General features: G+C 70.4%; 22 protein-coding genes and 1 tRNA gene. 17 read left to right on the top strand and 6 right to left on the bottom strand.

The features are described 5' to 3' along the window. Position 1 precedes the first annotated feature (1 nt). Both ACIPY8_RS09680 and ACIPY8_RS09685 read left to right on the top strand, forming a co-directional pair. Entirely contained in the window at positions 2-1,012 is a 1,011-nt protein-coding gene (locus ACIPY8_RS09680) for an alpha-ketoacid dehydrogenase subunit beta (protein WP_400817377.1), read from the top strand. Then, entirely contained in the window at positions 1,009-2,379 is a 1,371-nt protein-coding gene (locus tag ACIPY8_RS09685) for a dihydrolipoamide acetyltransferase family protein (RefSeq protein ID WP_400817379.1), read from the top strand. Before ACIPY8_RS09680 ends, ACIPY8_RS09685 begins: the two co-directional genes overlap by 4 nt. Here ACIPY8_RS09685 and ACIPY8_RS09690 read toward each other — a convergent pair. Beyond that, a complete protein-coding gene (locus tag ACIPY8_RS09690) occupies positions 2,372-2,965 on the bottom strand; it encodes a TetR/AcrR family transcriptional regulator (RefSeq protein ID WP_400817381.1) in 594 nt (197 codons plus the stop codon). The two genes, ACIPY8_RS09685 and ACIPY8_RS09690, sit on opposite strands and share 8 nt — an antisense overlap. A 112-nt stretch (positions 2,966-3,077) precedes the next feature. Between ACIPY8_RS09690 and ACIPY8_RS09695 the strand changes: the two genes are divergently transcribed. Genes ACIPY8_RS09695 through ACIPY8_RS09715 form a run of 5 tightly spaced genes read left to right on the top strand, consistent with a single transcriptional unit; the run spans position 3,078 to position 8,996 of the window. Beyond that, complete coding sequence (locus ACIPY8_RS09695) at positions 3,078-4,631, top strand: carboxyl transferase domain-containing protein (RefSeq protein ID WP_400817383.1); 1,554 nt, start codon at positions 3,078-3,080, stop codon at positions 4,629-4,631. A gap of 4 nt (positions 4,632-4,635) precedes the next feature. After that, entirely contained in the window at positions 4,636-6,552 is a 1,917-nt protein-coding gene (locus ACIPY8_RS09700; protein ID WP_400817385.1) for a biotin carboxylase N-terminal domain-containing protein, read from the top strand. Further along, positions 6,549-7,700, top strand: a complete 1,152-nt coding sequence (locus ACIPY8_RS09705) for an acyl-CoA dehydrogenase family protein (protein ID WP_400817387.1) — start codon at positions 6,549-6,551, stop codon at positions 7,698-7,700. The genes ACIPY8_RS09700 and ACIPY8_RS09705 overlap by 4 nt, the downstream gene beginning before the upstream one ends. 10 nt (positions 7,701-7,710) lie before the next feature. Then, positions 7,711-8,193: a MaoC family dehydratase gene (locus ACIPY8_RS09710; protein ID WP_400817389.1), complete on the top strand. Its 483-nt coding sequence runs from the start codon at positions 7,711-7,713 to the stop codon at positions 8,191-8,193. After that, a complete protein-coding gene (locus ACIPY8_RS09715) occupies positions 8,190-8,996 on the top strand; it encodes an HpcH/HpaI aldolase/citrate lyase family protein (RefSeq protein WP_400817391.1) in 807 nt (268 codons plus the stop codon). Before ACIPY8_RS09710 ends, ACIPY8_RS09715 begins: the two co-directional genes overlap by 4 nt. A gap of 10 nt (positions 8,997-9,006) precedes the next feature. Here ACIPY8_RS09715 and ACIPY8_RS09720 read toward each other — a convergent pair whose 3' ends face one another. Together ACIPY8_RS09720 and ACIPY8_RS09725 are read right to left on the bottom strand one after the other, a co-directional pair. Beyond that, positions 9,007-9,594 (bottom strand): histidine phosphatase family protein, encoded by a 588-nt coding sequence (locus tag ACIPY8_RS09720; protein WP_400817393.1) that lies wholly within the window; start codon positions 9,592-9,594, stop codon positions 9,007-9,009. Beyond that, the gene (locus ACIPY8_RS09725) at positions 9,591-10,430 is read right to left on the bottom strand and encodes a Sir2 family NAD-dependent protein deacetylase (protein WP_400817395.1); all 840 of its coding nucleotides are present in this window, start codon (positions 10,428-10,430) and stop codon (positions 9,591-9,593) included. The genes ACIPY8_RS09720 and ACIPY8_RS09725 overlap by 4 nt, the downstream gene beginning before the upstream one ends. A gap of 81 nt (positions 10,431-10,511) precedes the next feature. On the opposite strand from ACIPY8_RS09725, the gene ACIPY8_RS09730 reads away from it, so the two are divergent. Next, positions 10,512-11,315, top strand: coding sequence for a TrmH family RNA methyltransferase (locus ACIPY8_RS09730; RefSeq protein ID WP_400817397.1), 804 nt, complete (start codon positions 10,512-10,514; stop codon positions 11,313-11,315). 31 nt (positions 11,316-11,346) lie between these two features. Here ACIPY8_RS09730 and ACIPY8_RS09735 read toward each other — a convergent pair whose 3' ends face one another. Further along, positions 11,347-12,177, bottom strand: coding sequence for an SGNH/GDSL hydrolase family protein (locus ACIPY8_RS09735; protein WP_400817399.1), 831 nt, complete (start codon positions 12,175-12,177; stop codon positions 11,347-11,349). Between the two features lie 124 nt (positions 12,178-12,301). Between ACIPY8_RS09735 and ACIPY8_RS09740 the strand changes: the two genes are divergently transcribed. Both ACIPY8_RS09740 and ACIPY8_RS09745 read left to right on the top strand, forming a co-directional pair. Next, entirely contained in the window at positions 12,302-14,044 is a 1,743-nt protein-coding gene (locus tag ACIPY8_RS09740; protein WP_400817401.1) for a DEAD/DEAH box helicase, read from the top strand. Positions 14,045-14,156: 112 nt separating this feature from the next. Then, a complete protein-coding gene (locus ACIPY8_RS09745; RefSeq protein WP_400817403.1) occupies positions 14,157-15,254 on the top strand; it encodes a VIT1/CCC1 family protein in 1,098 nt (365 codons plus the stop codon). 76 nt (positions 15,255-15,330) lie between these two features. Here the strand turns inward: ACIPY8_RS09745 and ACIPY8_RS09750 are convergent. Then, positions 15,331-15,413 (bottom strand) — tRNA-Leu (locus ACIPY8_RS09750). A gap of 113 nt (positions 15,414-15,526) precedes the next feature. On the opposite strand from ACIPY8_RS09750, the gene ACIPY8_RS09755 reads away from it, so the two are divergent. Next, positions 15,527-16,822: a M20/M25/M40 family metallo-hydrolase gene (locus tag ACIPY8_RS09755; protein WP_400817405.1), complete on the top strand. Its 1,296-nt coding sequence runs from the start codon at positions 15,527-15,529 to the stop codon at positions 16,820-16,822. 47 nt (positions 16,823-16,869) lie between these two features. After that, the gene (locus ACIPY8_RS09760; protein ID WP_400817407.1) at positions 16,870-17,694 is read left to right on the top strand and encodes an undecaprenyl-diphosphate phosphatase; all 825 of its coding nucleotides are present in this window, start codon (positions 16,870-16,872) and stop codon (positions 17,692-17,694) included. Between the two features lie 7 nt (positions 17,695-17,701). On the opposite strand, the gene ACIPY8_RS09765 is transcribed toward ACIPY8_RS09760, so the two are convergent. After that, entirely contained in the window at positions 17,702-18,550 is an 849-nt protein-coding gene (locus ACIPY8_RS09765; protein WP_400817409.1) for a PAC2 family protein, read from the bottom strand. A gap of 90 nt (positions 18,551-18,640) precedes the next feature. On the opposite strand from ACIPY8_RS09765, the gene ACIPY8_RS09770 reads away from it, so the two are divergent. From ACIPY8_RS09770 to ACIPY8_RS09790, 5 genes are read left to right on the top strand one after another with little or no spacing between them, the layout of a single operon-like run. Then, the gene (locus tag ACIPY8_RS09770) at positions 18,641-19,324 is read left to right on the top strand and encodes an HAD family hydrolase (RefSeq protein ID WP_400817412.1); all 684 of its coding nucleotides are present in this window, start codon (positions 18,641-18,643) and stop codon (positions 19,322-19,324) included. Further along, complete coding sequence (locus ACIPY8_RS09775; protein WP_400817414.1) at positions 19,321-20,340, top strand: tRNA (adenine-N1)-methyltransferase; 1,020 nt, start codon at positions 19,321-19,323, stop codon at positions 20,338-20,340. Before ACIPY8_RS09770 ends, ACIPY8_RS09775 begins: the two co-directional genes overlap by 4 nt. Positions 20,341-20,350: 10 nt before the next feature. Next, the gene (locus ACIPY8_RS09780; protein WP_400817416.1) at positions 20,351-21,277 is read left to right on the top strand and encodes a hypothetical protein; all 927 of its coding nucleotides are present in this window, start codon (positions 20,351-20,353) and stop codon (positions 21,275-21,277) included. Then, positions 21,277-22,269: a helix-turn-helix transcriptional regulator gene (locus ACIPY8_RS09785; RefSeq protein WP_400817418.1), complete on the top strand. Its 993-nt coding sequence runs from the start codon at positions 21,277-21,279 to the stop codon at positions 22,267-22,269. The genes ACIPY8_RS09780 and ACIPY8_RS09785 overlap by 1 nt, the downstream gene beginning before the upstream one ends. Next, positions 22,266-23,255, top strand: a complete 990-nt coding sequence (locus ACIPY8_RS09790; RefSeq protein ID WP_400817421.1) for a helix-turn-helix transcriptional regulator — start codon at positions 22,266-22,268, stop codon at positions 23,253-23,255. Before ACIPY8_RS09785 ends, ACIPY8_RS09790 begins: the two co-directional genes overlap by 4 nt. Positions 23,256-23,277 lie beyond the last annotated feature (22 nt).

The following is a 23,277-nucleotide window of genomic DNA, read 5'->3' on the forward strand; positions in this document are numbered from 1 at the left end:
CATGACGGAGATGACGCTCGGCAAGGCGCTCAGTGCCGGACTCCGCCAGGCGATGCGCGATGACGACAGGGTGGTGCTCCTCGGTGAGGACATCGGCGCGCTCGGCGGCGTGTTCCGGATCACCGACGGACTGCTCGACGAGTTCGGCGCGCAGCGCGTGATCGATACGCCGCTCGCGGAGTCCGGCATCGTCGGGATGGCCGTGGGCCTCGCGTTCCGCGGATACCGCCCCGTGGTGGAGATTCAGTTCGACGGCTTCGTGTACCCGGCGTTCGACCAGATCGTCGCGCAGGTGGCGAAGCTGCATTACCGCACGCAGGGGCGCGTGAAGATGCCGATCACCATCCGGATCCCCTGGGCCGGCGGTATCGGCGCCGCCGAGCACCACTCCGAATCCCCGGAGGCGTACTTCGTGCACACGGCCGGCCTGCGCGTCATCGCCGTCTCGAATCCCGAGGACGCCTACCGCAGCCTGCGCCAGGCGATCGCGAGCGACGACCCCGTGATCTTCTTCGAGCCCAAGCGTCTCTACCACCACAAGGGCGAGATCGATCTGGACGCTCCGCTCGCGGATGCCGCGCCGATGGGGCTCGCCCGCGTGGTGCGCGCCGGGACGGATGCGACACTCATCACCTACGGTGCGATGGTGTCCACGGCGCTGCAGGCCGCGGAGGCCGCCGAGGACGAGGGGATCTCTCTCGAGGTCATCGATCTGCGCTCGCTGTCGCCGGTCGACTACGACTCGGTCGCGGCATCGGTGCGCAAGACCGGACGCGTCGTCGTGGCCCACGAGGCATCCCGGGAGGCGGGTGTCGCCGCCGAGGTCATCGCGAGCATCACCGAGCGGTGCTTCGAGTACCTCGAGTCCGCGCCGCTGCGGGTCACGGGGCATGACGTGCCCTATCCGCCGGCGAAGCTCGAGAAGTATCACCTGCCCGACCTCGACAGGATCCTCGACGCGGTGGACCGCGTGCTCGATCGGCCGAACAGCCTTACGGGAGCAGACGCATGATCGCGGAGTTCCGCCTTCCCGACCTCGGTGAGGGCCTCACGGAGGCTGAGGTCGTCACCTGGCTCGTCGCCCCCGGCGACCCGGTGGCCTTGAACCAGACGCTCGCCGAGGTCGAGACCGCCAAGGCTGTCGTCGAGCTGCCGTCGCCCTACGAGGGCACGGTGTCGACGCTGCACGCCGAGGCCGGCGAGACCGTCGCCGTCGGCGCGCCGCTCATCGCCTTCGACGTCGCCGGGGATGACGGCGACGCGCCGGATGCCGACGGCGTGCCCGCGGCGGGGGAGAAGGCGCAGCCGAACCTCGTGGGGTACGGAGCCGCTCCTGCCGCCGCCGGCCGCCCGGCACGCCGCGCCCGTCGGACGGCCGATGCCCCGGTCGCCGACACGGCCGTGCTCGAGGCCGCCCCGCACGACGCGCAGCCGACCGTCCATGTCGAGACCGTGATCGAGCGCCCGCGTTCGACGCCGCCGGTGCGCGCGCACGCGAAGCGTCTCGGCGTCGACCTCGTGCTGGTCGCGGCCACGGTGGGCGATCGTGTCATCACGCGCAGCGACGTCGACGAGTATGCGCAGCGCACCGGCGTCGCGTCCGAGCGAGCGGAGTCGCCGCTTCCCGCGGTCGAGCGGGACGCCGTCTCGGCGCTCTCCGCCGGCGGTGCCGGTGAGGCTCGCGAGGTCCGCATCCCGATCCGCGGCGTCCGCAAGCACACGGCGGCGGCGATGGTCGAGAGCGCGTTCACGGCACCGCACGTGACCGTGTTCCACACCGTCGACGTCACCGCGACGATGGATCTGCTCGCGTCGCTGCGAGAGGATCGTTCGCTCGCCGAGCACCGGATCGGACCGCTCGCCGTGATCGCGAAGGCCGTGTGCCTCGCACTCGGTCGCACACCGGGCCTCAACTCCCGATGGGACGAGCAGGCGGGCGAGATCGTCCGGTTCGGCTACGTCGACCTCGGGATCGCGGCGGCCACCGACCGCGGGCTCATCGTGCCGAACATCCGTGATGCGCAGACACTCACCCTTCCTGCCCTGGCCGACGCGATCGCGCAGCTCGCGACGACGGCGCGGTCCGGGCGCACGTCGCCGGCGGAGCTCGCCGGCGGCACGTTCTCGATCTCGAACATCGGCGTGTTCGGTGTCGATGCGGGCACGCCCATCCTCCCGCCCGGTCAGTCCGGCATTCTCGCCGTCGGTGCCGTGCGTCGTCAGCCGTGGGAGTACCGCGGCGAGATCGCGCTGCGCCAGATGATGACGTTGAGCCTCTCGTTCGACCACCGCCTGGTGGACGGTGCCGAGGGAGCGCGGTTCCTCAAGGACGTCGCCGACGTGCTCGAGGAACCCGGTCGGGCGATGCTGCTCAGATAGCCGCTCGCAGCGCGGACTCCGCCATCGCGACCAGCACGGTCGCGGTGGCGGGGTCCTGGCGGACCGCCGCGCGCGTGCTGTGCGGGGTGGAGTTGATGAGTCCGAAGCAGGCCTGGACGCGCAGTCGGAGCTCGTCCGGGGCCGCGTCGATCAGCGGGGCGAGCGTGCGGATCCAGAGCTCGATGTACGCGCGCTGCAGCCGTCGCACCGCGGCGCGGTCGTCGTCGGCCAGATGGGCGACCTCCTGGTCGTGGACGCGGATGACGTCGGCGTGACCGAGCGCGAACTCGACGTGGAAGGCGATCAGCGCCCGCATCCGCTCGGAGGCTCCGGCGGTCGCCTCCGCGACGTCCGTGCCGCCGAGGACGAGGTCCTCGCTCACCGCGACGAGGACCGCGCCGAGGAGCGCCTGCTTCCCGGCGAAATGGCGGTAGACCGCGGGGCCGGAGACGCCGACGGCCGCGCCGATGTCCTCGAGGCTCACGCCGTTGTAACCGCGCTCGGCGAACAGGTGCGCCGCGGCGCGCAGGATCGCATCGGATCGTTCGGCCTTGGCACGATCACGGGCCGTGAGGGGGCTTGTCATCTCAGTTAATCCTCGCTAACCTGATGCAACGGGTTAGTGCACACTAACCGGAATTCCGTCGAGTGCGCCAGATCGTTACCGAGGCGCGACGTGGGTCGAGGAGGACTTCACGATGCCCGATACCCAGGAGTCCCTCGCGGCCGACCTCCGCGAACGACTCGCGACCGTCGCCCTCGGCGGACCCGAGTCCTCCCGCGCCCGTCACCTCGCACGGGGCAAGCTGCTGCCCCGAGACCGCGTCGCCCGGCTCCTCGACGAGGGAAGCCCCTTCATCGAGATCGCTCCGCTCGCCGCCGAGGGGCTGTACGGGGGAGAGGCGCCGGCGGCCGGCGTCATCGCCGGGATCGGGCTCGTCCACGACCGCCACGTGATGGTCGTCTGCAACGACGCGACCGTCAAGGGCGGGACGTACTTCCCCCTGACAGTCAAGAAGCACCTGCGGGCGCAGGAGATCGCGCTCGAGAACCGGCTGCCGTGCCTCTACCTCGTCGACTCCGGCGGAGCCTTCCTCCCCAAGCAGGACGAGGTCTTCCCCGATCGAGACCACTTCGGACGCATCTTCTTCAACCAGGCGCGCATGTCCGCCGAGGGCATCCCGCAGATCGCCGCGGTACTCGGATCGTGCACGGCCGGGGGCGCCTACGTCCCCGCGATGAGCGACGAGACCGTGATCGTTCGCGGGCAGGGCACCATCTTCCTCGGTGGGCCTCCGCTGGTGAAGGCCGCGATCGGCGAGGTCGTGAGCGCCGAGGAGCTCGGCGGGGGAGAGCTGCATGCGCGGCGCAGCGGCGTCGTCGACCACCTTGCCGAGGACGACGAGCACGCGCTCGAGATCGTGCGCGACATCGTCGCGACGCTGCCCGCACCGCCCGCCCCGGCGTGGGATGTGATCGACGCCGTCGCCCCCGCCGAGCAGGGCCCGCTCTACGACGTCGTGCCCGTCGACGTGAACGCCTCCTACGACGTGCACGTGGTGATCGAACGGCTGATCGACGCGGAAACGTTCCACGAGTTCAAGGCCGGGTACGGCACGACCCTCGTCACCGGGTTCGCGCGACTGCACGGGCATCCCGTCGGCATCGTCGCCAACAACGGGGTGCTGTTCAGCGAATCGGCGCTGAAGGGCGCGCACTTCATCGAACTGTGCGACCAGCGCGGCATCCCGCTCCTGTTCCTGCAGAACATCACGGGATTCATGGTCGGCTCGGATGCCGAGGCGGGAGGCATCGCGAAGGACGGCGCCAAGATGGTGACCGCGGTGGCGAGCACACGCGTCCCCAAACTGACCGTGATCATCGGGGGCTCCTTCGGCGCCGGGAACTACTCGATGTGCGGCCGCGCGTACTCGCCGCGCTTCCTGTGGACCTGGCCCGCCAGCCGCATCTCGGTGATGGGCGGGGCGCAGGCGGCCTCCGTCCTCGCGACCGTCAAGGAGGACCAGCTCGCGTCGCGCGGAGACTCGTGGGAGCCCGAGGAGCGGGCTGCGTTCGAGCAGCCCATCCGCGCGCAGTACGAGTCCCAGGGCGAGCCGTACTACGCGACCGCGCGACTCTGGGACGACGGCATCATCGACCCCGCCGAGACCCGTGACCGACTGGGTCTCGCGCTCGACGTCATCGCCCGCACCCCGCTCCCGGAGCCCCGCTTCGGCCTCTTCCGGATGTGACCCCGTGACCACCGCACCCCCCTTCTCCACCGTCCTCGTCGCGAACCGCGGCGAGATCGCGCGCCGTGTGATCCGCACCCTCCGCGCACTCGGCATCCGCAGCGTCGCGGTCTACAGCGACGCCGATTCCGAGGCGCCGCACGTCCGCGAGGCCGACGAGGCCCTGCGCATCGGGCCGGCCGCCGCGGCGGAGTCATACCTCGACATCGACGCCGTCGTCGCCGCAGCACGCGCCACCGGAGCGGAGGCCATCCATCCCGGGTACGGCTTCCTGTCCGAGAGCGTCGGGCTCGCGGAGGCCTGCGCCGAGAGCGGACTCGTGTTCATCGGACCCGGCGTCGATGCCCTCCAGATCATGGGCGACAAGGCGCGAGCCCGGGATCACGTCGTGAGGTCCGGAGTGCCCGTCGTCCCGGGATTCGACGCGCGGGGACTGTCCGACGCCGAGATCGCCGAGGAGGCCGCCGGCGTCGGGTTCCCGCTCCTCGTCAAGCCCAGCGCGGGAGGAGGCGGCAAGGGCATGGAGGTCGTCTCGGATGCCGTCGGGCTGAGCGCGGCCCTCGCCTCCGCGCGTCGCGTCGCGAAGGCCGGGTTCGGCGACGACGCGCTGATCCTCGAACGACTCATCCGACGACCGCGCCACATCGAGGTGCAGGTCTTCGGCGACACGCACGGGCGGGTCATCACGCTGGGCGAACGCGAGTGCACTCTGCAGCGTCGCCATCAGAAGGTGATCGAGGAGGCGCCCTCGGCCGGGATCCCGAGCGACACGCGCGAGCGTCTGCTGCGCGCCGCGGTCCAGGCCGCGCAGAGCGTGTCCTATGTCGGCGCCGGGACGGTCGAGTTCCTCATCGACGCAGACCGTCCCGAGGAGGTGTTCTTCATCGAGATGAACACCCGACTGCAGGTCGAGCATCCCGTCACCGAGGAGGTCACCGGTCTCGATCTCGTGGCGCTGCAGCTGCACGTGGCCGCCGGCGGTGCGCTGGACGAGGGACCCGCGGTGCGCGGACACGCGATCGAGGCGCGCATCTACGCCGAGTCGCCGGAGCGCGGATTCGTGCCGTCGACCGGTCGCGTGCTGCTGTTCGACCCTCCCCCGGGCGTGCGCGTGGATGCGGCGATCGAGACCGGGTCGGAGGTGACGGGCTTCTACGACCCGATGATCGCGAAGGTCGTCGCCGTCGCGGAGGATCGCGCCACGGCGCTCCGCCGCCTCGATGAGGCTCTCGGTCGCACGGTCGTCCTCGGGGTCGACACCAACGTCGCGTTCCTCCGACAGCTGTGCCGGGACCCGCGCGTCGCATCCGGTGATCTCGACACCGGGATCATCGAGACGCTCCTCCCGGTGGTGGCGGATTCCCCCTCCGAGGAGATGCTCGCCGCCGCGACCGCTCAGGTGCGGACGACGGCACCCCGGGCCGCGAGAGCGCGACGTGCGGCCGATCGTGCCGGAGCCGTGTGGCTGTCGCTCGCGGACCCGGCCGCCTCGACCGTGGCTTTCCTCACGGATGAGGGCGACGTGGTCGAGGAGCGGCCCGGTGGGCGGTCGGCCCCCGGCATCGCGACCCGCGTCGACGCGGAGGGCGCGGTGTGGGTGAGCGCAGAGGGGCGCACGGCGCGTCTGCGGCCGCTCGACCGTCGCGCGCGTCTCCGGCATCGGCTGGCGGCGGGCGAGCGGGATGCCGCCGCCGAAGGTCCCGACGGCCGTGCTCCGATGCCGGGCAGCGTCGTCGCCGTGCACGTCGCGGACGGCGCACCGGTCTCCGCGGGCGACCCGCTCGTGTCGATCGAGGCCATGAAGATGGAGCACCAGGTGGTCGCTCCGCAGGACGGGACGGTGCATCTGCTCGTCGCGGTGGGAGATCAGGTCCGACGCGACCAGGCGGTCGCGCACGTCACGACGGAGGAGAACGCATGAACGACCAGCTGACCGACGAGGAGCGCGAGCTCGCAGGGATGGTGCGGGAGTTCGCCGAGACGGTCGTCGCGCCGCAGTCGTATGAAGCGGACCGCACGCACACGCTCTCGATGGACGTCGTCGCCGCGATGGGCGATCTCGGACTGTTCGGCCTGCCCTTCCCGGAGGAGTACGGCGGGCAGGGCGGCGACTACATGGCGCTCGGCATCGCGATCGAGGCGCTCGGACGGGTCGACCAGTCGATCGCGATCACGCTCGAGGCCGGAGTGAGTCTCGGCGCCATGCCCGTGTTCCGCTTCGGGACCGAGGCGCAGAAGCAGGAACTCCTGCCCGACCTCCTCGCGGGGAAGGCGCTGGCGGGGTTCGGGCTCACCGAGCCCGAGGCGGGCAGCGACGCAGGCGCGACGCGCACCACCGCACGACTCGACGGCGACGAGTGGGTGATCGACGGTTCGAAGCAGTTCATCACGAACTCCGGCACCCCGATCACGCGCTTCGTGACCGTGACCGCCGTCACGGGCAACGCGGACGGCCGCAAGGAGATCTCCACGATCATCGTCCCCAACGGCACTCCGGGCTTCACGGTCGAAGCACCGTACGACAAGGTCGGCTGGAACGCCTCCGACACGCATCCGCTGACCTTCACGGGCGCCCGCGTCCCCGAGGACAACCTGCTGGGAACGCGGGGGAGCGGCTTCCGCAACTTCCTCAGCATCCTCGACGAAGGGCGCATCGCGATCGCCGCGCTCTCCACGGGCGCTGCCGAGGGCTGCCTCGAGGCCGCGGTCGACTACGCGAAGAGCCGCACGATCTTCGGCAGTGCACTGAGCACTCGCCAGAACGCCCAGTTCACGCTCGCGCGGATGCGAGCCCGCGTGCACACGGCGCGTCTCGCCTGGCATCACGCGGCCCGGCTGCGCGACGCCGGCCGACCGTTCGCCGAGCAGGCGGCGATCGCCAAGCTCGTCGCGGGCGAGGCGGCGATGGACAACGCACGCGATGCAACGCAGATCTTCGGCGGGAACGGGTTCATGAACGAGTTCCCCGTCGCCCGGCACTATCGGGACTCGAAGATCCTCGAGATCGGTGAGGGCACGACCGAGGTGCAGCTGCTCGTGATCGCGCGGGCGCTCGGGCTCGCCGGGTAGCGTGGACCGTATGACCGACATCGTGCAGCGCGGGCTGTGGTTCGAGGAGTTCGAGATCGATGCGCGGTACCTGCACCGACCGGGACGCACTGCGACCGAGGCCGACAACGTCCTGTTCACGACGCTGACCATGAACACGCAGGCCCTGCATCTGGATGCCGCGTTCGCGGACGCGCAGGAGCCCTTCGGCGCCCGGCTCATCAACTCGATGTGGACGCTGTCGACCATGGTCGGCGCCTCGGTGGCGCAGCTCACACAGGGCACCCTCGTGGCGCAGCTCGGGTTCGGGGAGGTCGCGTTCCCGCATCCGCTCTTCGCGGGCGACACCCTGTACACCGAGAGCACCGTGGTGGAGAAACGCCTGTCATCGTCGCGTCCGGGCCAGGGCGTCGTGCGGATCGCCCATACCGGACGCAATCAGGACGGCACGGTCGTGGCCACCGCCTCGCGATCGGTGCTCGTTCGATGCACACCCCGAGGAGACGACCTATGACCTTCGACCTCGGCCCTGCGCTCCTGTTCTGCCCGGCCGACCGACCCGAGCGCTTCCGCGGCGCGCTGGAGAAAGCCGACGCCGTGATCCTCGACCTCGAGGACGCCGTGCTGCCCGACGCGAAGGCGACCGCTCGCGGCAACCTCATCGACGCCGACCTGGATCCGGATCGGGTGATCGTGCGGGTCAACGCTCCGGACACGGAGGCGTTCGTCTCCGATCTCTCGACGCTGTCGCAGACGGACTTCCGCACCGTGATGGTCGCCAAGACGGAAGACCCCGATGCGCTCTCGGCGTTCGACGGACGGTTCGACCTGATTGCGCTGTGCGAGACCGCACGCGGTGTGCATTTCGCCGACCGCATCGCCGCGCATCCCCGGATCGTCGCGATGATGTGGGGCGCGGAGGATCTCGTGGCGTCGTTGGGCGGCACCGCGAGCCGGACGACCGGAGGCGCGTACCGCGAGGTGGCCCGCTACGCGCGATCCCGCGTGCTGATGGAAGCCGGCGCGCACGGGAAGAGCGCGATCGACGCGGTGCACCTCGCGATCGACGACGTCGACGGGCTGCGGCTCGAGGCGGAGGACGCGGCGGCGTCCGGGTTCGCGGCGACCGCGTGCATCCACCCGAGCCAGGTCGGCGTCATCCGTGCGGCCTACGCCCCCGATGAGGCGATGGTCGCGTGGGCGAGCGACGTCCTCGCGGCGGCCGAGAGCGAGCGCGGGGTCTTCCGGTTCCAGGGCCGGATGGTCGACGAGCCCGTTCTCCGGCACGCGCGCTCCGTGCTCGACCGCGTGCGCTGAGACCTGTTCCTCAGACGAGGATCGCCTGCTCGAGCAGACGCAGCGAACCGGGCGAGGCCTCGAAGCGGTGCACCGACCCGTTCGCGAGGACGTCGCCCACGCGGGGGAGGGTCCCACCGGACACGTGGTCGATCAGTGAGCGGATCACGCCGCCGTGGGCGACCACGATGACCGACTCGGCGCGCGGTGCAGAGCGACGCCGCGAGTCCCGGGCGATCACGTCGATCGCCGCGAGCGCGCGATCGGCGACCGCGCCGAGCGTCTCGGCACCGGGGACCGGAGCGAGCCAGTCGCCGTACTGCTCGAGGTACTCGGCGACCAGCATCCCCTCGCCGTCGCCGAATTCGCGCTCGCGCACGTCGGCGACCGGCTGCGGTGCGTCGAGACCGAGTTCGCCGGCGATGATCTCCGCGGTCTCGCGGGCGCGCAGGAGCGGGCTGGTGTAGATCGCGTCGTGCGTGGTGTCGGCGAGGAGACCTGCGGCCGAGCGTGCATCCGCCCGCCCGGTCTCGTTGAGCGGGATGTCCGTCGACCCCTGGATGCGGCGGGCGAGGTTCCAGTCGGTCTGGCCGTGACGGACGAGCGTGATGAGGGTCATGGAAGGAGCTCCTGGAGGGCGGGGAGCACGTCGCTGGTGCCTGCGGCGATGGTGATATCGGCCCAGGGGTCGGCACGCGTCGGCTCGCGATTGACGATGACGAGGGGGATGCTGCGTCGGCGCGCGCGTTCCACGAGACGCACGCCGGAGTTGACGACGAGCGAGGACCCCGCGACGACCAGGGCGTCGCTCGAACGGAGCAGCGACTCCGCGGCGCGGAACCGGTCCTGAGGGACGTATTCGCCGAAGAACACGACGTCGGGCTTGAGCATGCCGCCGCACACCGTGCACACCGGCACGACGAAACCCTCGGTGCTCTCCGGCAGCACGTCGCCGTCCGGCGCGAGCTTGACGTTCTCCGGCACGGTGATCCACGGGTTGAGGTCCTCGATCTGCGTCGCGACGTCGCGCCGGTCGAAGACCTGTCCGCAGTGGAGGCAGGAGACCCGGCGCATGGTGCCGTGCACCTCGATGACGTGCGAGCTGCCCGCACGCAGGTGCAGACCGTCGACGTTCTGCGTGATGACCCCGGTGACATTGCCGGTGGACTCCATCGTCGCGAGCGCCCGGTGGCCGGCGTTCGGTTCGGCGCGGGCGAACGCGCGCCACCCGAGGTGACCGCCGACCCAGTAGCGCCGCCGGGCCGCCTCGTCGCCGAGGTACCGGTCGATCGTCATGGGGTCGCTGCGGGTCCGCGAGCCCTCGCCGCGATAGGCGGGGATGCCGGAGTCCGTGGAGATACCGGCACCCGTGAGGAAGGCGATACGGCGTCCGGCGAGGAGTTCGGCGGTGCGGGCGACGATGGCCGACGACTCGACCGGGCTCGATGCGCTCACAGGACCTCCTCCTGCGAGTCTACGGCGTGCGACGGATGAGGGAGGCGACGGGCATCGAGCGAGGGGTGGCAGAGTGAGGGCGTGGACCTGCACATCGTTACCGACCCCGACGACCCGCGCCTCGACGACTACCGGGGACTCACCGACACGGCGCTCCGCACCCGCACGGAGTCCGCGAACGGCCTCTACATCGCCGAGTCGGCGAAGGTCATCGAACGGGCGGTGGCCGCAGGTCATCGCCCGCGGTCGGTCATGGTGCAGAGACGGTGGGTCGACGGCATCCGGCTCCTGCTGCGCGATGTCGATGTGCCGGTGTACGAGGTGCCCGACGCGGTGGCGGAGGCCGTCGCCGGCTTCGACGTGCACCGCGGCGCGTTGGCCGCGATGCACCGCCCAGCGCTGCCCGCGGTCGCCGAGATCGTGAGTGACGCGCACCTCGTGCTGGTTCTCGCGGGCATCGGCGACCACACGAACATCGGCGCGGCGTTCCGCGCAGCCGCGGGTCTCGGAGCGGATGCCGTGCTCGTCGCGCCACGGTGCGCGGATCCGCTCTACCGCCGCAGCGTGCGGGTGAGCATGGGCACGGTGTTCCAGGTGCCATGGACCCGGATGCCGGACTGGGACGGATCGGTCACCGATCTCCGCGCCGCCGGTTTCGAGGTGGCCGCGCTCGCGCTCTCCGAGGATGCGGTCTCCCTGCGCGACTACTCGCGTGGCCGCGCGGACAGAGTGGCACTGCTGATGGGCTCGGAGGGCGAGGGCCTCTCCGACACCGAGCTCGCCTCCGCGGACCGCATCGTGACGATCCCCATGCGCGGAAGAGTCGACTCGCTCAACGTCGCCTCCGCGGCCGCGGTCGCCCTCTACGCCCTCGCCGACGAGTGACGCGACCCGCGCGGTTCAGCGTCGGCGCTGCTCAGTCCTGATCGCGGACGAACAGATACGGAGCGGCCTCCGGTCGCTTGGCGGCGACATGATCGCCCGAGGACTGATGCCGCAGCCGTCGCAGCACCCACGGAACGAGATGTTCGCGCGCCCACTCGAGGTCCTCGCCGCGGGCCTCGCGCCAGGTGCGGAGCGGGATGGTCTTCGGCTGCATCGACTCGAGCTCGTTCGGCACGTTGAGCGCCCGCAGCACCATGCGCGCGATCTCGTGATGGCCGAGCGCGTTGTAGTGCAGGCGGTCGTCGTCGAAGAAGCGCATGTCCTGCACGACCTTGAGCGCCCACTGGTCGGCGACGATGCAGTCGTGACGGTCGGCGATCGCGCGGATGTTCTCGTTGTAGATGGCGACCTTGCCGCGGAACGGACGGAACACCGGGGTGAACTGGGTGTCGATACCCGTGAAGAGGATGACGGCCGCGCCCGTCGATGACAGCCGCGCCACCGCGTCCTCCAACTGCACGGAGATCGCGTCCGGATCGGTGCCGGGGCGGATCACGTCGTTGCCGCCCGCGCAGATCGAGATGAGGTCGGGCCGCAGCGCGACGGCGGGCTCGATCTGGTCCTCCACGATCTGGGCGATGAGCTTGCCGCGCACCGCGAGGTTCGCGTACGCGAAGTCGTCGACGTCCTGCGACAGCACCTCGGCGACGCGATCGGCCCACCCGCGGTTGCCTCCGGGAACGGCCGGATCGGGGTCGCCGATGCCCTCTGTGAAGGAGTCGCCGACCGCCACGAAGCGCCGCCACGGGTGCGGTGTCTCGTTGGCGACGTACGGGGTCCGTGTCGAATCCTGGTCGGTCATCCAGCTCTCCTTCGCGAACGCGCGCATCCGACGGTGATCGTCACGCAGTGACCGAGCCTACTCCGCCGCCCGACATCGTCGAAGGCGCGCGCCGATGTCGGAGGGACCGATTATCGTTGATCCGATGCTTTCTCCGTCCTTTCCCCAGCGCGCCCCCTGGGGAACCGCCAACAAGCTGCGCGCCTGGCAGCAGGAGGCTCTCGAGCAGTACTTCGAGGCGGACCAGCGCGACTTCCTCGTCGCAGCGACCCCCGGGGCAGGCAAGACGACGTTCGCCCTGACGCTGGCCGTGGAGCTCATGCGGATGGGCGAGGTGAACCGCGTGATCGTGGTCGCGCCGACCGAGCACCTCAAGACGCAGTGGGCCGATGCGGCCGCACGTGTGCACATCCGCCTCGACCCGCAGTTCCGCAACAGCCACTGGGCCCCTGCGCGGCACTATCACGGCGCGGTCGTCACCTACGCGCAGGTCGCCGCGAAGTCCTCGGTGCACCGCCACCTGACGGAAGACGCGAAGACGCTGGTGATCCTCGACGAGGTGCACCACGGCGGTGACGCGCTCAGCTGGGGCGACGCGATCCGCGATGCCTACGCACCGGCCACGCGACGGCTGCTGCTGTCGGGCACGCCGTTCCGCAGCGACACCGCTCCGATCCCGTTCGTCGAGTACCACCCCGACGAGTCGGGAGCGCGGATCTCCCGCACCGACTACAACTACGGCTACGGTCGAGCGCTGGCCGACGGCGTCGTGCGGCCCGTGCTCTTCCACATGTACGCGGGAAAGATGCGCTGGCGCACGAGCTCGGGGGACGAGCTCGAGACGCACCTCGGTCAGGACAACACCAAGGACGTCACCTCGCAGGCCTGGCGCACGGCACTCGACCCCGAGGGCGAATGGATGCCGGCGGTGCTTTCGGCAGCGGACCGTCGACTCACGGAAGTGCGCAACCATGTGCCGGATGCCGGCGGACTCGTGCTCGCGACGGACCAGACGGTGGCGCGCGCCTACGCGAAGATCCTCCACAGCATCACCGGGCAGCAGCCGACCATCGTGCTCTCGGACGACGCCTCGGCGTCGGAGCGCATCGAGAAGTTCAGCGCGAGCGACGCCCGGTGGATGGTCGCTGTGCGCATGGTGTCCGAGGGCGTGGACGTGCCGCGGCTCGCGGTGGGCGTGTACGCGACGTCCTCGTCGACGCCGCTGTTCTTCGCCCAGGCCATCGGCCGCTTCGTGCGCGCCCGTCGTCGCGGCGAGGCTGCGAGCGTGTTCCTGCCGCAGGTGCCCGTGCTCATGGGCCTCGCGAACGAGATGGACAAGCAGCGCGATCACGCGCTCGACCGGCAGTCGAAGGACGACGACGGTCTCGAGGACTCGCTGCTCGACAGCGCCAACCGCGAGGACGACGCCTCCGACGCGTTGACGCAGGAGTTCAGTTACCAGGCGCTCTCGTCGGTCGCCCACTTCGACCGTCTCGTGTTCGAAGGTCAGGAGTTCGGTCAGCTCGCCGAGCCGGGCACACCGGAGGAGGAGGAGTTCATCGGCTTCCCCGGACTCCTCGAGCCCGAGCACGTGCACGACCTGCTCATGCAGCGACAGGCGCGTCAGTCACGTCTGCGAGAGGCTCGCGAGGCCGCCGCCGGCCCCACCGAGACCACGACGCTGCCGGCTCCGCTGCACCGCACGCTCAAGGAGCAGAGACAGCTGTTGAACAGCCTCGTCGGCCTGTACGCGCGCCAGAAGGGCGAGCCGCACGGATCCGTGCACGCCGAGCTCCGGCGCATCTGCGGCGGCCCGGCTGTGGCGCAGGCCACCGTGACCCAGCTGCAGGCCCGGATCGACGTCCTGCGCAAACGCGTCCGCTCCTGAGCGCTCCCGCGCTTCACCGCGCCGAAATCCTGGCAATCGCTCGCCGGTGGCGCTTCGGCGCGTACTGCGGGGCTACCGTGGGAGCGTCCGCACGCTCCGAGGAGGAGACCGCATGACCACTCCCGTCCCCGCCCAGGCGACCGCGGCCGATCGTCGTCGGTGGGCTCGATACCTCGTCGAGGAACGAGCCGAGGGGATGGTCTATCAGAAGCTCGCGAGCCGCCGCGCGGGGGAGGAGCGCGAGATCCTTCTGAGTCTCGCCGAGGCGGAGCGCCGGCATGAGCAGCACTGGCTCGATCTTCTCGGCGGAGAGCCGGCGAGACTGCCGAGGGCCGGGTTCCGCTCGCGGCTCCTCGGCTGGATGGCCGGCCGCTTCGGCTCGATCTTCGTCCTCGCGCTCGCGCAGAGCGCCGAGGCTCGCTCTCCCTACGACTCCGAGCAGTACGCCACGCCGGCGATGCGCGCGGATGAGAAGGTCCACTACGAGGTGGTGCGGGGCCTCGCCGCTCGCGGGCGTCGGCGGCTCTCCGGCTCCTTCCGCGCCGCCGTGTTCGGTGCGAACGACGGCCTCGTCAGCAACCTCGCCCTCGTGCTCGGCATCGGCGCCACGGGCGTGAGCTCGGGTTTCGTCCTCTTCAGCGGCATCGCCGGCCTGCTCGCCGGCGCGCTGTCGATGGGCGCGGGCGAGTTCGTCTCCGTGCGCTCCCAGCGTGAGCTGCTCGCCGCCACGGAGGCGAACGAGGATGCCGCGGCGACGGCCGCCGACCTCGACATCGACGAAAATGAGCTGGCACTGGTCTACCGCGCGCGGGGCATCGAGCATTCGGAGGCGCTCGCGCGGGCCCGGCGCATCGTCGCGGCCGCCCGCGCCGGGGTCGAGCGCACGGCGACGGGTCCGGTGGCGGTTCATCCGGGAGACGACCACGAGATCGTCGGGAGCGACTGGACGGCCGCGATCTCCTCGTTCCTGCTCTTCGCCTCCGGTGCGATCATCCCGGTCCTGCCATGGATCTTCGGACTGCAGGGCGCGACTGCGGTGATCGTGGCGCTCGTCCTCGTGGGGATCGCTCTCCTGTCCACGGGTGCCATGGTCGGCATCCTGTCCGGTGGCCCGCCTCTGCGTCGCGCGCTGCGACAGCTGGCGATCGGCTTCGGTGCGGCCGCGATCACCTACGTGCTGGGTCTCGTGTTCGGAGTCGGCGCGGTGTAGGCGGCTGTGCGCGGGCGATGATCTCCCGGAACGAAGAAGGCCCCGGGAGATCATGTGATCTTCCGGGGCCTGTCTGTGCGCGGAGGGGGACTTGAACCCCCACGCCCTATCGGGCACTACGACCTCAACGTAGCGCGTCTACCATTCCGCCACCCGCGCAGGTGTTGGATGTTCGTTGCCGAACGAGGATTTACATTAGCACGGGGTGGAGCCCACCCCGAAACCGGCGCGGACGCCCGGGCGCGCCTCGTCGCTTCGATAGCCTGGATCGCATGAACGACGACTCCCTCCCCGAGGTCGTGCGCGTCGCACGAGACCTCATCCGGTTCGACACCTCGAACTTCGGGGGCGGCGATGCCAAGGGCGAGCGGGAGGCCGCGGAGTACGTGGGCGCGTACCTCGAGGCGCTCGGGCTCGAGGTCGAGTACTACGAGCCGATCCCACGTCGTACGAACGTGATGGCCCGCGTGCCCGGTCGCGATCGCTCGAAGCCGGCGCTCGTCGTGCACGGGCACCTCGACGTCGTCCCGGCGATGGCCGCGGACTGGACGGTCGACCCGTTCGCGGGCATCGTTCAGGACGGGATGCTGTGGGGCCGCGGCGCCGTGGACATGAAGAACATGGACGCGATGATCCTCACCGCGATCGCGGACATCCTGCGGGCGGGGGAGCAGCCGGAGCGCGATCTCGTGCTGGCGTTCTTCGCGGACGAGGAGAACGGCGGTGTCGAGGGGTCGGCCCTCGTGGTGCAGAACCGTCCGGACTGGTTCGAGGGCGCCACGGAGGCGATCAGCGAGGTGGGCGGCTACTCGATCTCCGTCGACGACCGCCGCGCCTACCTGCTGCAGGTGGGCGAGAAGGCGCTGATCTGGATCCGCCTCGTCGCGAAGGGCCGCGCCGGCCACGGGAGCCGCCTGCACGAGGACAACGCCGTGACGCGCCTGTCCGAGGCCGTCGCGGCGATCGGCCGCACCCGGTGGCCCGTGCGCCTCACGGCGACGACCGAGGCCCTGCTCGACGGGCTCAGCGCGCTGAGCGGGCTCCCCGTCGACGATCCCGATGCCCTGGCGGCCACCGCGGGGCCCGCGGAGGCGTTCCTGCGCTCGACGTTCCGCACCACGACGAACCCCACGGTCCTGAAAGCCGGATACAAGCACAACGTGATCCCGGAGCGCGCCGAGGCGCTGATCGACGTCCGTGTCATCCCGGGCACCGAGGACGACGTTCTCGCGGAGCTGCAGCAGATCGTCGGCGAGGACATCGAGATCCAGACGGTCGTGCGCGACATCGGGATGGAGACGCCGTTCGCGGGTGAGCTCGTCGACGCCATGGTCGGCGCGCTGGGGCGCCATGATCCCGGTGTGCCCGTCATCCCGTATCTCCTCGGCGCCGGCACGGACAACAAGGCGCTCGCATACCTCGGCATCACCGGATACGGATTCGCGCCGTTGCGGCTCCCGGCCGACCTGGACTTCACGGGCATGTTCCACGGAGTCGATGAGCGAGTACCCGTAGAATCGCTTGTCTTCGGTCAGCAGGTGCTGGCCGATCTGCTGCGCACGTACTGAGCGCTTCCGCGTCGGAGACGCGGTCACTCCCACCCCGAAGGCCCTCCATGCACCTGTTCGAAGCGCTCATCCTCGGCATCGTGCAGGGACTCACCGAGTTCCTGCCGATCTCCTCCAGCGCGCATCTGCGCATCCTCGGGACGTTCCTGCCCTCCGGGGAGGACCCCGGCGCCGCGTTCACCGCGATCACGCAGATCGGCACCGAGGCGGCCGTGGTGGTGTTCTTCTGGCGCGACATCGTCCGCATCATCCGCCAGTGGTTCCGCTCGCTCGTCGGCAAGGCCCCGAAGAGCGACCCGGACGCCCGGATGGGCTGGATGATCATCATCGGCAGCATCCCGATCGTGCTCCTCGGCCTGCTGTTCCAGGACCAGATCGAGAGCGTCTTCCGCTCGCTGTGGATCGTCGCGGTCATGCTGATCGTGTTCGGCATCCTGCTCGGCATCGCGGACCACGTCGGCGCCAAGCGCCGCAAGCTCGAGGACCTCACCTACCCGCACGGCGTGGCCTACGGTTTCGCGCAGGCACTCGCACTCATCCCCGGCGTCTCGCGCTCGGGAGGCACGATCACGATGGGGCTGTTCCTCGGCTACGAGCGCGCGGCGGCCGCTCGGTACGCGTTCCTCCTGGCGATCCCGGCCGTGTTCGGCAGCGGTTTCTACCAGGTGTTCAAGAGCTGGGACGAGCCGGCGTTCTTCTCCTTCGGCGACACCCTCGCCGCGACGGGCATCGCGTTCGTCGTGGCGCTCGGCGTGATCGCGTTCTTCATGAACTACATCTCGAAGCGCAGCTTCCTGCCGTTCGTGATCTACCGCATCCTGCTGGGCACGGTACTCCTGGTGCTGCTCGGCACGGGGGTCATCGCCCCCTGATCGCGGGTCAGCCCTTGCGGTCGGCGGGGCCGTCGCCGCGGCGCTTGAGATACCGCTCGAAGGCCTGGGCGATCGCGTCACCGGAGGCGTCGGGGGAGTCCCAGGTGTCGCGGGTGCGCTCCAGCTGACGGATGTACTCGGTCATGTCCTCGTCGTCCGCAGCAGCCGCATCGATCGAGGCCTCCCACGCGGCCGCCTCGGTGCGCAGATGGTCGCGCGGGACGTCCACGCCCGTGAGCTCCTCGAGACGGTCGAGCAGAGCGAGCGTCACCTTGGGCGAGGGCGCGGCCGACGCGACGTAGTGCGGCACGCTCGCCCAGAGGCTCGCGGTGGGGATGCCGGCGGACTCCGCGAAGTGCTCGAAGACGCTGAGGATGCCGACGGGCCCCTCGTACAGCGACCGCTCGAGCCCGTGCGCCTCGCGGACCTGCTCGTTCTGACTCGAGGCGAAGATCGAGATCGGGCGTGTGTGCGGGACGTCGGACAGCATGGCCCCCAAGGTCACGAGACCCGTGATGTCATCGCGCAGCGCGACGTCGATGAACTCCGAGGCGAACGCCTGCCACGTGCGTGCGGGCTCGACGCCCGTGAGCACCCAGAACTCAGGTCCGGGTCCGGGGTCGCGCGGGCGCCACAGGCCGGCCTCCGGCCAGGTGAGCTGCCGGCGTCCCTCGGCGTCCATCTTCGTGGCGGGGCGCGTGTACTGGTAGTCGAAGTACAGCTCGGGGTCGATCGAGTGCACGAGGTCGTACTCGCTCATCTCACGCAGCGCGGCGATCGCGCCGCTCGCGGCTTCTCCCGCGTCGTTCCAGCCGTCGAAGGCGGTGATGATGATGCGCGAACCGAGGACGTCCATGCTGCTCTCCCTTCGCGAACCCGGGTGGGTATCCCTCCAGGCTAGTCCGCCCGCGCGGGGACCGGGCTGCGCCACGGCTAACATGGACCGGTGAGCAGACAGCCCCGCGCGATCCTCTGGGACATGGACGGAACCCTGGTAGACACCGAGCCCTACTGGATGGCGGCGGAGACGGCGCTCGTCGAGTCTTACGGCGGCACGTGGTCGCACGAGCAGGCGCTGCAACTGGTCGGCAACGGTCTCATCGACAGCGCGGTGATCCTGCAGAACGCCGGTGTGGACATGGAGCCCGAGGCCATCATCGCCCTGCTGACGGACGGTGTCCAGGAGTCGCTGCGCACTCAGGGCGTGCCCTTCCGACCGGGGGCGCGTGAGCTGCTGCTCGACCTGAAGTCCGCCGGCATCCCGACCGGACTCGTTACGATGTCCCTGCGCCGGATGGCCCTGAGCGTCGTCGAGCTCATCGAGTTCGACGCCTTCGACATCGTGGTCGCCGGTGACGACGTGTCCCAGCCGAAGCCGCACCCCGAGCCCTACCTGAAGGCCGCCTCGCTGCTCGACATCGACATCGCCGACGCCGTCGTGATCGAGGACTCTCCGACCGGTCTGCGCGCCGGTCTCGCCTCCGGCGCGGTCGCGCTCGGGGTGCCGCACATCGTCCCCCTCGAGCACGTGGGTGCTCACGAGCTGTGGCCGACACTGCAGGACCGGACCGCCGCGGACCTCGTCGATCTCTTCGACCGCACGACCTCCATGACGGGAGCCCCCCGATGACCTCCACCGCCGCGCACCGACCGAGCGGACCGTTCCGCGAGGGCGACCGCGTGCAGCTCACCGGCCCCAAGGGCCGTCTGCACACGGTCACGCTCCGTGAGGACGGCGAGCTGCACACGCACCAGGGCGTGCTGCGACACCGCGACCTGATCGGCCTGCCCGACGGCTCGGTCGTCCCGAACAGCTCCGGTCACGACTACCTCGCACTGCGGCCGCTGCTGCGTGACTTCGCGATGTCGATGCCCCGCGGCGCCGCGATCGTCTACCCCAAGGACGCCGCCCAGATCGTGATGCAGGCTGACGTGTTCCCCGGCTCGGTGGTCGTCGAAGCGGGCGTCGGCTCCGGCGCGCTCTCCCTCTCTCTGCTGCGGGCGATCGGGCACGAGGGCCGCCTGGTCTCGTTCGAGCGTCGCGAGGAGTTCGCTGACGTGGCCCGGGCCAACGTCGAGACCTTCTTCGGCGAGACGCCGTCGACCTGGGACGTCGTCGTGGGCGACCTCGCGGAGGAGCTTCCCGCTCAGTTCGAGGACGGCACGGTCGACCGCGTCGTGCTCGACATGCTCGCTCCGTGGGAGTGCATGGATGCGGTCGCCGACGCCCTCACCCCGGGTGGCGTCGTGCTCTGCTACGTCGCGACCGCGACCCAGCTCTCGCGTGTGGCCGAGTACATTCGCGGTACCGGACTCTTCACCGATCCGGAGGCCTCCGAGACCATGGTGCGCGGATGGCACGTCGAGGGCCTCGCCGTTCGCCCCGATCACCGTATGGTCGCCCACACCGGCTTCCTCCTGACGGCGCGTCGTCTCGCCCCGGGTGCGGTCGCGCCCTCGGTCAAACGTCGCGCCTCGAAGAGCAGCTACGGCGACGCGGATGTCGAGGCCTGGACGCCGGGCGCGGTGGGGGATCGGGAGATCACCGACAAGAACCTGCGCAAGCGTGCTCGGGAGGCCGGCAAGGCCGCCGAGGGTGCGCGTATCGCGGCCGCTTCGCGCGAATCGGAGCCCCCGACGGAATAGACTGGAGCGCGTGCGTAAAACGTCCGCCGTTCTGGCCACCCTCAGCCTCGCCGCCCTCGCTCTGAGCGGGTGCGCCGCCGCCCCCTCTTTCGCGGGAGAGGCGTGTGATCGCGTCGGCAACGGCGACGCCGTCTCCAGCGCCGTCACCGTGACGGGGGAGTTCGGCTCGGCCCCGGACGTCGAGGTGTTCGCGCCGGCGAAGTTCCCGAAGACGTCGTTCGAGGACGTCGTCGTGGGGGACGGCGAGCCGCTCGTGACCGATACCCAGGTGATGACCACCGAGCTGTCGATCTACAGCGCGAAGACCGGTGAGATGCTGTTCCAGTCGCCGTACTCGGAGGACTCCGAGAGCCTCTCGAACATCGCGACCCTCGTGCCCCAGTTCCCCGGCCTCGGCCCCGTGCTCGAGTGCGCGACCGGCGGTTCGCGGATCATCGCCGGCATCCCCTCCGACGGTGTGACCGCGGAGACTCGGAAGAACCTCGGGCTCGGGGACGGCGATGCGGCGATCGTCGTGGTCGACCTCCTGAAGATCTACCCGTCGCGCGCCGACGGCGCCCTCCAGTTCAACGATGCGCGCAACATGCCGACCGTCGTCCGCGCACCCGACGGCACGCCGGGCGTCATCATCCCCGACACCGACGCCCCGGACGAGATCGTCACGCAGACTCTCATCAAGGGGGACGGCGAGAAGGTCACGGCCGACAAGACGCCCCTCGTGAACCTCACGGCGGTCGGATGGGACGACCGCAAGGTCACGACGACGACGTGGGGTGACAACCCCAGCTTCAACCTGCCGTCGACGGCGCCCGAGGTCGCGAAGGAACTCGTCGGCAAGACCGTCGGCTCGCAGATCCTCGTCGTGACGCCGGCGTCCGACAGCGGCCCCGCGATGGCGTACGTCATCGACGTCCTGGGTGCGGTGACGACGCGCTGATGGCCGCCCGTATCCCCGCGGAGGAGCGCCTGACGAACCTCGTCGTGGCGCTCATGGCTACGGAGATCGGGCTCACGAAGCAGCAGATCCTCGACAACGTCTCGGGATACCGCCAGCGTGCGGATGCCGGCGCGCGCGCCGACGCCCTCGAGAAGATGTTCGAGCGCGACAAGGATGAGCTGCGCACGCTCGGCGTACCGGTGGAGACGCTCGGCGATCAGGCCGACCCCAATGATCTCCGCGAAGCGCGCTATCGTATTCCGCAAGCGGAATACGATCTCCCCGGCGACATCGGCTTCACCCCTGCGGAGCTCGCCGTCCTCCGACTCGCGGGCAGCGTGTGGAGCGCCGAGTCCGCGTCGGGCGATGCGCAGGCCGGTGTCCGCAAGATCCGCGCGCTGGGGATCGACGGCGACGAGCCGATCATCGGCTTCGCGCCGCGCATCACGGCCCGCAGCGAGGCGTTCACGCCTCTGCAGGACGCGATCGAGAAGAGTCGAGTCGTCGTTTTCGACTACCTCAAGCCCGGGGAGGACGCCCCTCGGCGCCGCAGCATCCGTCCCCTCGCGCTCGTCGACTACGAGGCCCGCTGGCACGTGTTCGGCGTGGACACGGCGATAGAGGAGGACCGCATGTTCCTCCTCAGCCGCATCGTCGGCGCCGTCAAGGTCACGTCCACCGGGTTCGATCCCGCCCTGCGCGACGGCGCGGGGGAGCGGGCGCTCAGCGGCCTCGAGCGTGTCGCGGCCGAGAACTCGGCGCTCCTGGAGGTGACGCCCGGCACCGAGGCGTCGCTACGTCTCGGCCGCCGCGCGACGCCGGCGACCCAGGGGATCCGGGTGCCGTTCGTCGACCTCCATATCCTCGCCGACGAGCTCGCGTCCTACGGGCCGGAGGTCAGGGTCGTCGAGCCCGAACCGCTGCGCGACGCCGTGATCGCCCGTCTGCGCGCGGTCGTCGCCGCGAACGCCGATGCGGAGAGCGACCGATGAGCGCGCCGGCCAAGCCCCTGCTCGCGGCCGACCGCGTGCGGCTGTACCTCACACTCGTGCCCTATCTCCTCGAGCACGGACAGGTGTCGTTGAGCGAGGCCGCGTCCGAGTTCGGGGTCACGCCCCGCGAGATGCGGCAGATGGTCGAGAAACTCACGGTCATCGGGCTGCCCGGCGACTCGGGGTACTGGCAGCAGCCGCAGGAGATGTTCGACATCAATTGGGACCTCCTCGAGCAGGAGGACGTCATCGAGATCACGAACGATGTCGCCCTGCGTCGTGTCCCTCGATTCACGGCACGGGAGGCCGCCGCGCTGCTGGCCGGACTCCAGATGGTCGCGGCGGTGCCGGCGGTGTCGGACTCCGGTCTCGTGAGCGGCCTGATCTCCAAGCTCTCCCGGGGTGCAGCGGACGCGCCCGCCGAGGTCGTCGTGGCGCCGAGCGCGGTCGACGAGGTCCGTCAGGTCGTCTCGGCCGGGATCCGCGACGGGGTGGCGGTGTCCTTCACCTACCAGGCCCCCGACGCGGCGCCGACGACGCGCACGGTCGACCCGGTCCAGGTGCTCATCACGAACGCGCAGTGGTATCTGCAGGGGTGGTGCCATCTGCGTCGCGCCATGCGCACGTTCCACCTCGACCGGGTCAGCGACGCCCGCCTGACGGACATCCCGATCACGCACGCCGGCGACCACGTGCCGGAGGCGTTCGCCGCCGCCGCGGACGAGGGCGAAGTGCGGGTGCGCGTGCCCGAGCGGATCGCCCCGCTGCTGCGGGGCTTCCTCAGCGGCGACGAGATCGAGTCCGTCGACGGCGTCGTGACGGCCCGACTGCACCTCGCCGATCCCCGGGGCGTGAAGCGCCTCGCCGCACGCTTCGGCGGTGTCATCGAGGTCGTGGAGCCCGGTGTGGCGCGCACGGCGGCTCGGGAATGGGCGGCCGCAGGACTCGCCCTCTACCGGGACCCGAATAGCGCGGACGCCGGTTAGACTGGTGGGAATCCCCGACCTG

The organism is Microbacterium sp. NPDC089696 (assembly GCF_044749125.1).
Lineage (GTDB): Bacteria > Actinomycetota > Actinomycetes > Actinomycetales > Microbacteriaceae > Microbacterium.

What these genes read in the sequence shown, in the direction of transcription:
- ACIPY8_RS09680 (WP_400817377.1), top strand. Translation starts at nt 2, where the DNA reads ATGACGGAGATGACGCTCGGCAAGGCGCTCAGTGCCGGACTCCGCCAG.
- ACIPY8_RS09685 (WP_400817379.1), top strand. Translation starts at nt 1,009, where the DNA reads ATGATCGCGGAGTTCCGCCTTCCCGACCTCGGTGAGGGCCTCACGGAG.
- ACIPY8_RS09690 (WP_400817381.1), bottom strand. Translation starts at nt 2,965, where the DNA reads ATGACAAGCCCCCTCACGGCCCGTGATCGTGCCAAGGCCGAACGATCC.
- ACIPY8_RS09695 (WP_400817383.1), top strand. Translation starts at nt 3,078, where the DNA reads ATGCCCGATACCCAGGAGTCCCTCGCGGCCGACCTCCGCGAACGACTC.
- ACIPY8_RS09705 (WP_400817387.1), top strand. Translation starts at nt 6,549, where the DNA reads ATGAACGACCAGCTGACCGACGAGGAGCGCGAGCTCGCAGGGATGGTG.
- ACIPY8_RS09710 (WP_400817389.1), top strand. Translation starts at nt 7,711, where the DNA reads ATGACCGACATCGTGCAGCGCGGGCTGTGGTTCGAGGAGTTCGAGATC.
- ACIPY8_RS09715 (WP_400817391.1), top strand. Translation starts at nt 8,190, where the DNA reads ATGACCTTCGACCTCGGCCCTGCGCTCCTGTTCTGCCCGGCCGACCGA.
- ACIPY8_RS09720 (WP_400817393.1), bottom strand. Translation starts at nt 9,594, where the DNA reads ATGACCCTCATCACGCTCGTCCGTCACGGCCAGACCGACTGGAACCTC.
- ACIPY8_RS09735 (WP_400817399.1), bottom strand. Translation starts at nt 12,177, where the DNA reads ATGACCGACCAGGATTCGACACGGACCCCGTACGTCGCCAACGAGACA.
- ACIPY8_RS09740 (WP_400817401.1), top strand. Translation starts at nt 12,302, where the DNA reads ATGCTTTCTCCGTCCTTTCCCCAGCGCGCCCCCTGGGGAACCGCCAAC.
- ACIPY8_RS09745 (WP_400817403.1), top strand. Translation starts at nt 14,157, where the DNA reads ATGACCACTCCCGTCCCCGCCCAGGCGACCGCGGCCGATCGTCGTCGG.
- ACIPY8_RS09755 (WP_400817405.1), top strand. Translation starts at nt 15,527, where the DNA reads ATGAACGACGACTCCCTCCCCGAGGTCGTGCGCGTCGCACGAGACCTC.
- ACIPY8_RS09760 (WP_400817407.1), top strand. Translation starts at nt 16,870, where the DNA reads ATGCACCTGTTCGAAGCGCTCATCCTCGGCATCGTGCAGGGACTCACC.
- ACIPY8_RS09765 (WP_400817409.1), bottom strand. Translation starts at nt 18,550, where the DNA reads ATGGACGTCCTCGGTTCGCGCATCATCATCACCGCCTTCGACGGCTGG.
- ACIPY8_RS09775 (WP_400817414.1), top strand. Translation starts at nt 19,321, where the DNA reads ATGACCTCCACCGCCGCGCACCGACCGAGCGGACCGTTCCGCGAGGGC.
- ACIPY8_RS09785 (WP_400817418.1), top strand. Translation starts at nt 21,277, where the DNA reads ATGGCCGCCCGTATCCCCGCGGAGGAGCGCCTGACGAACCTCGTCGTG.
- ACIPY8_RS09790 (WP_400817421.1), top strand. Translation starts at nt 22,266, where the DNA reads ATGAGCGCGCCGGCCAAGCCCCTGCTCGCGGCCGACCGCGTGCGGCTG.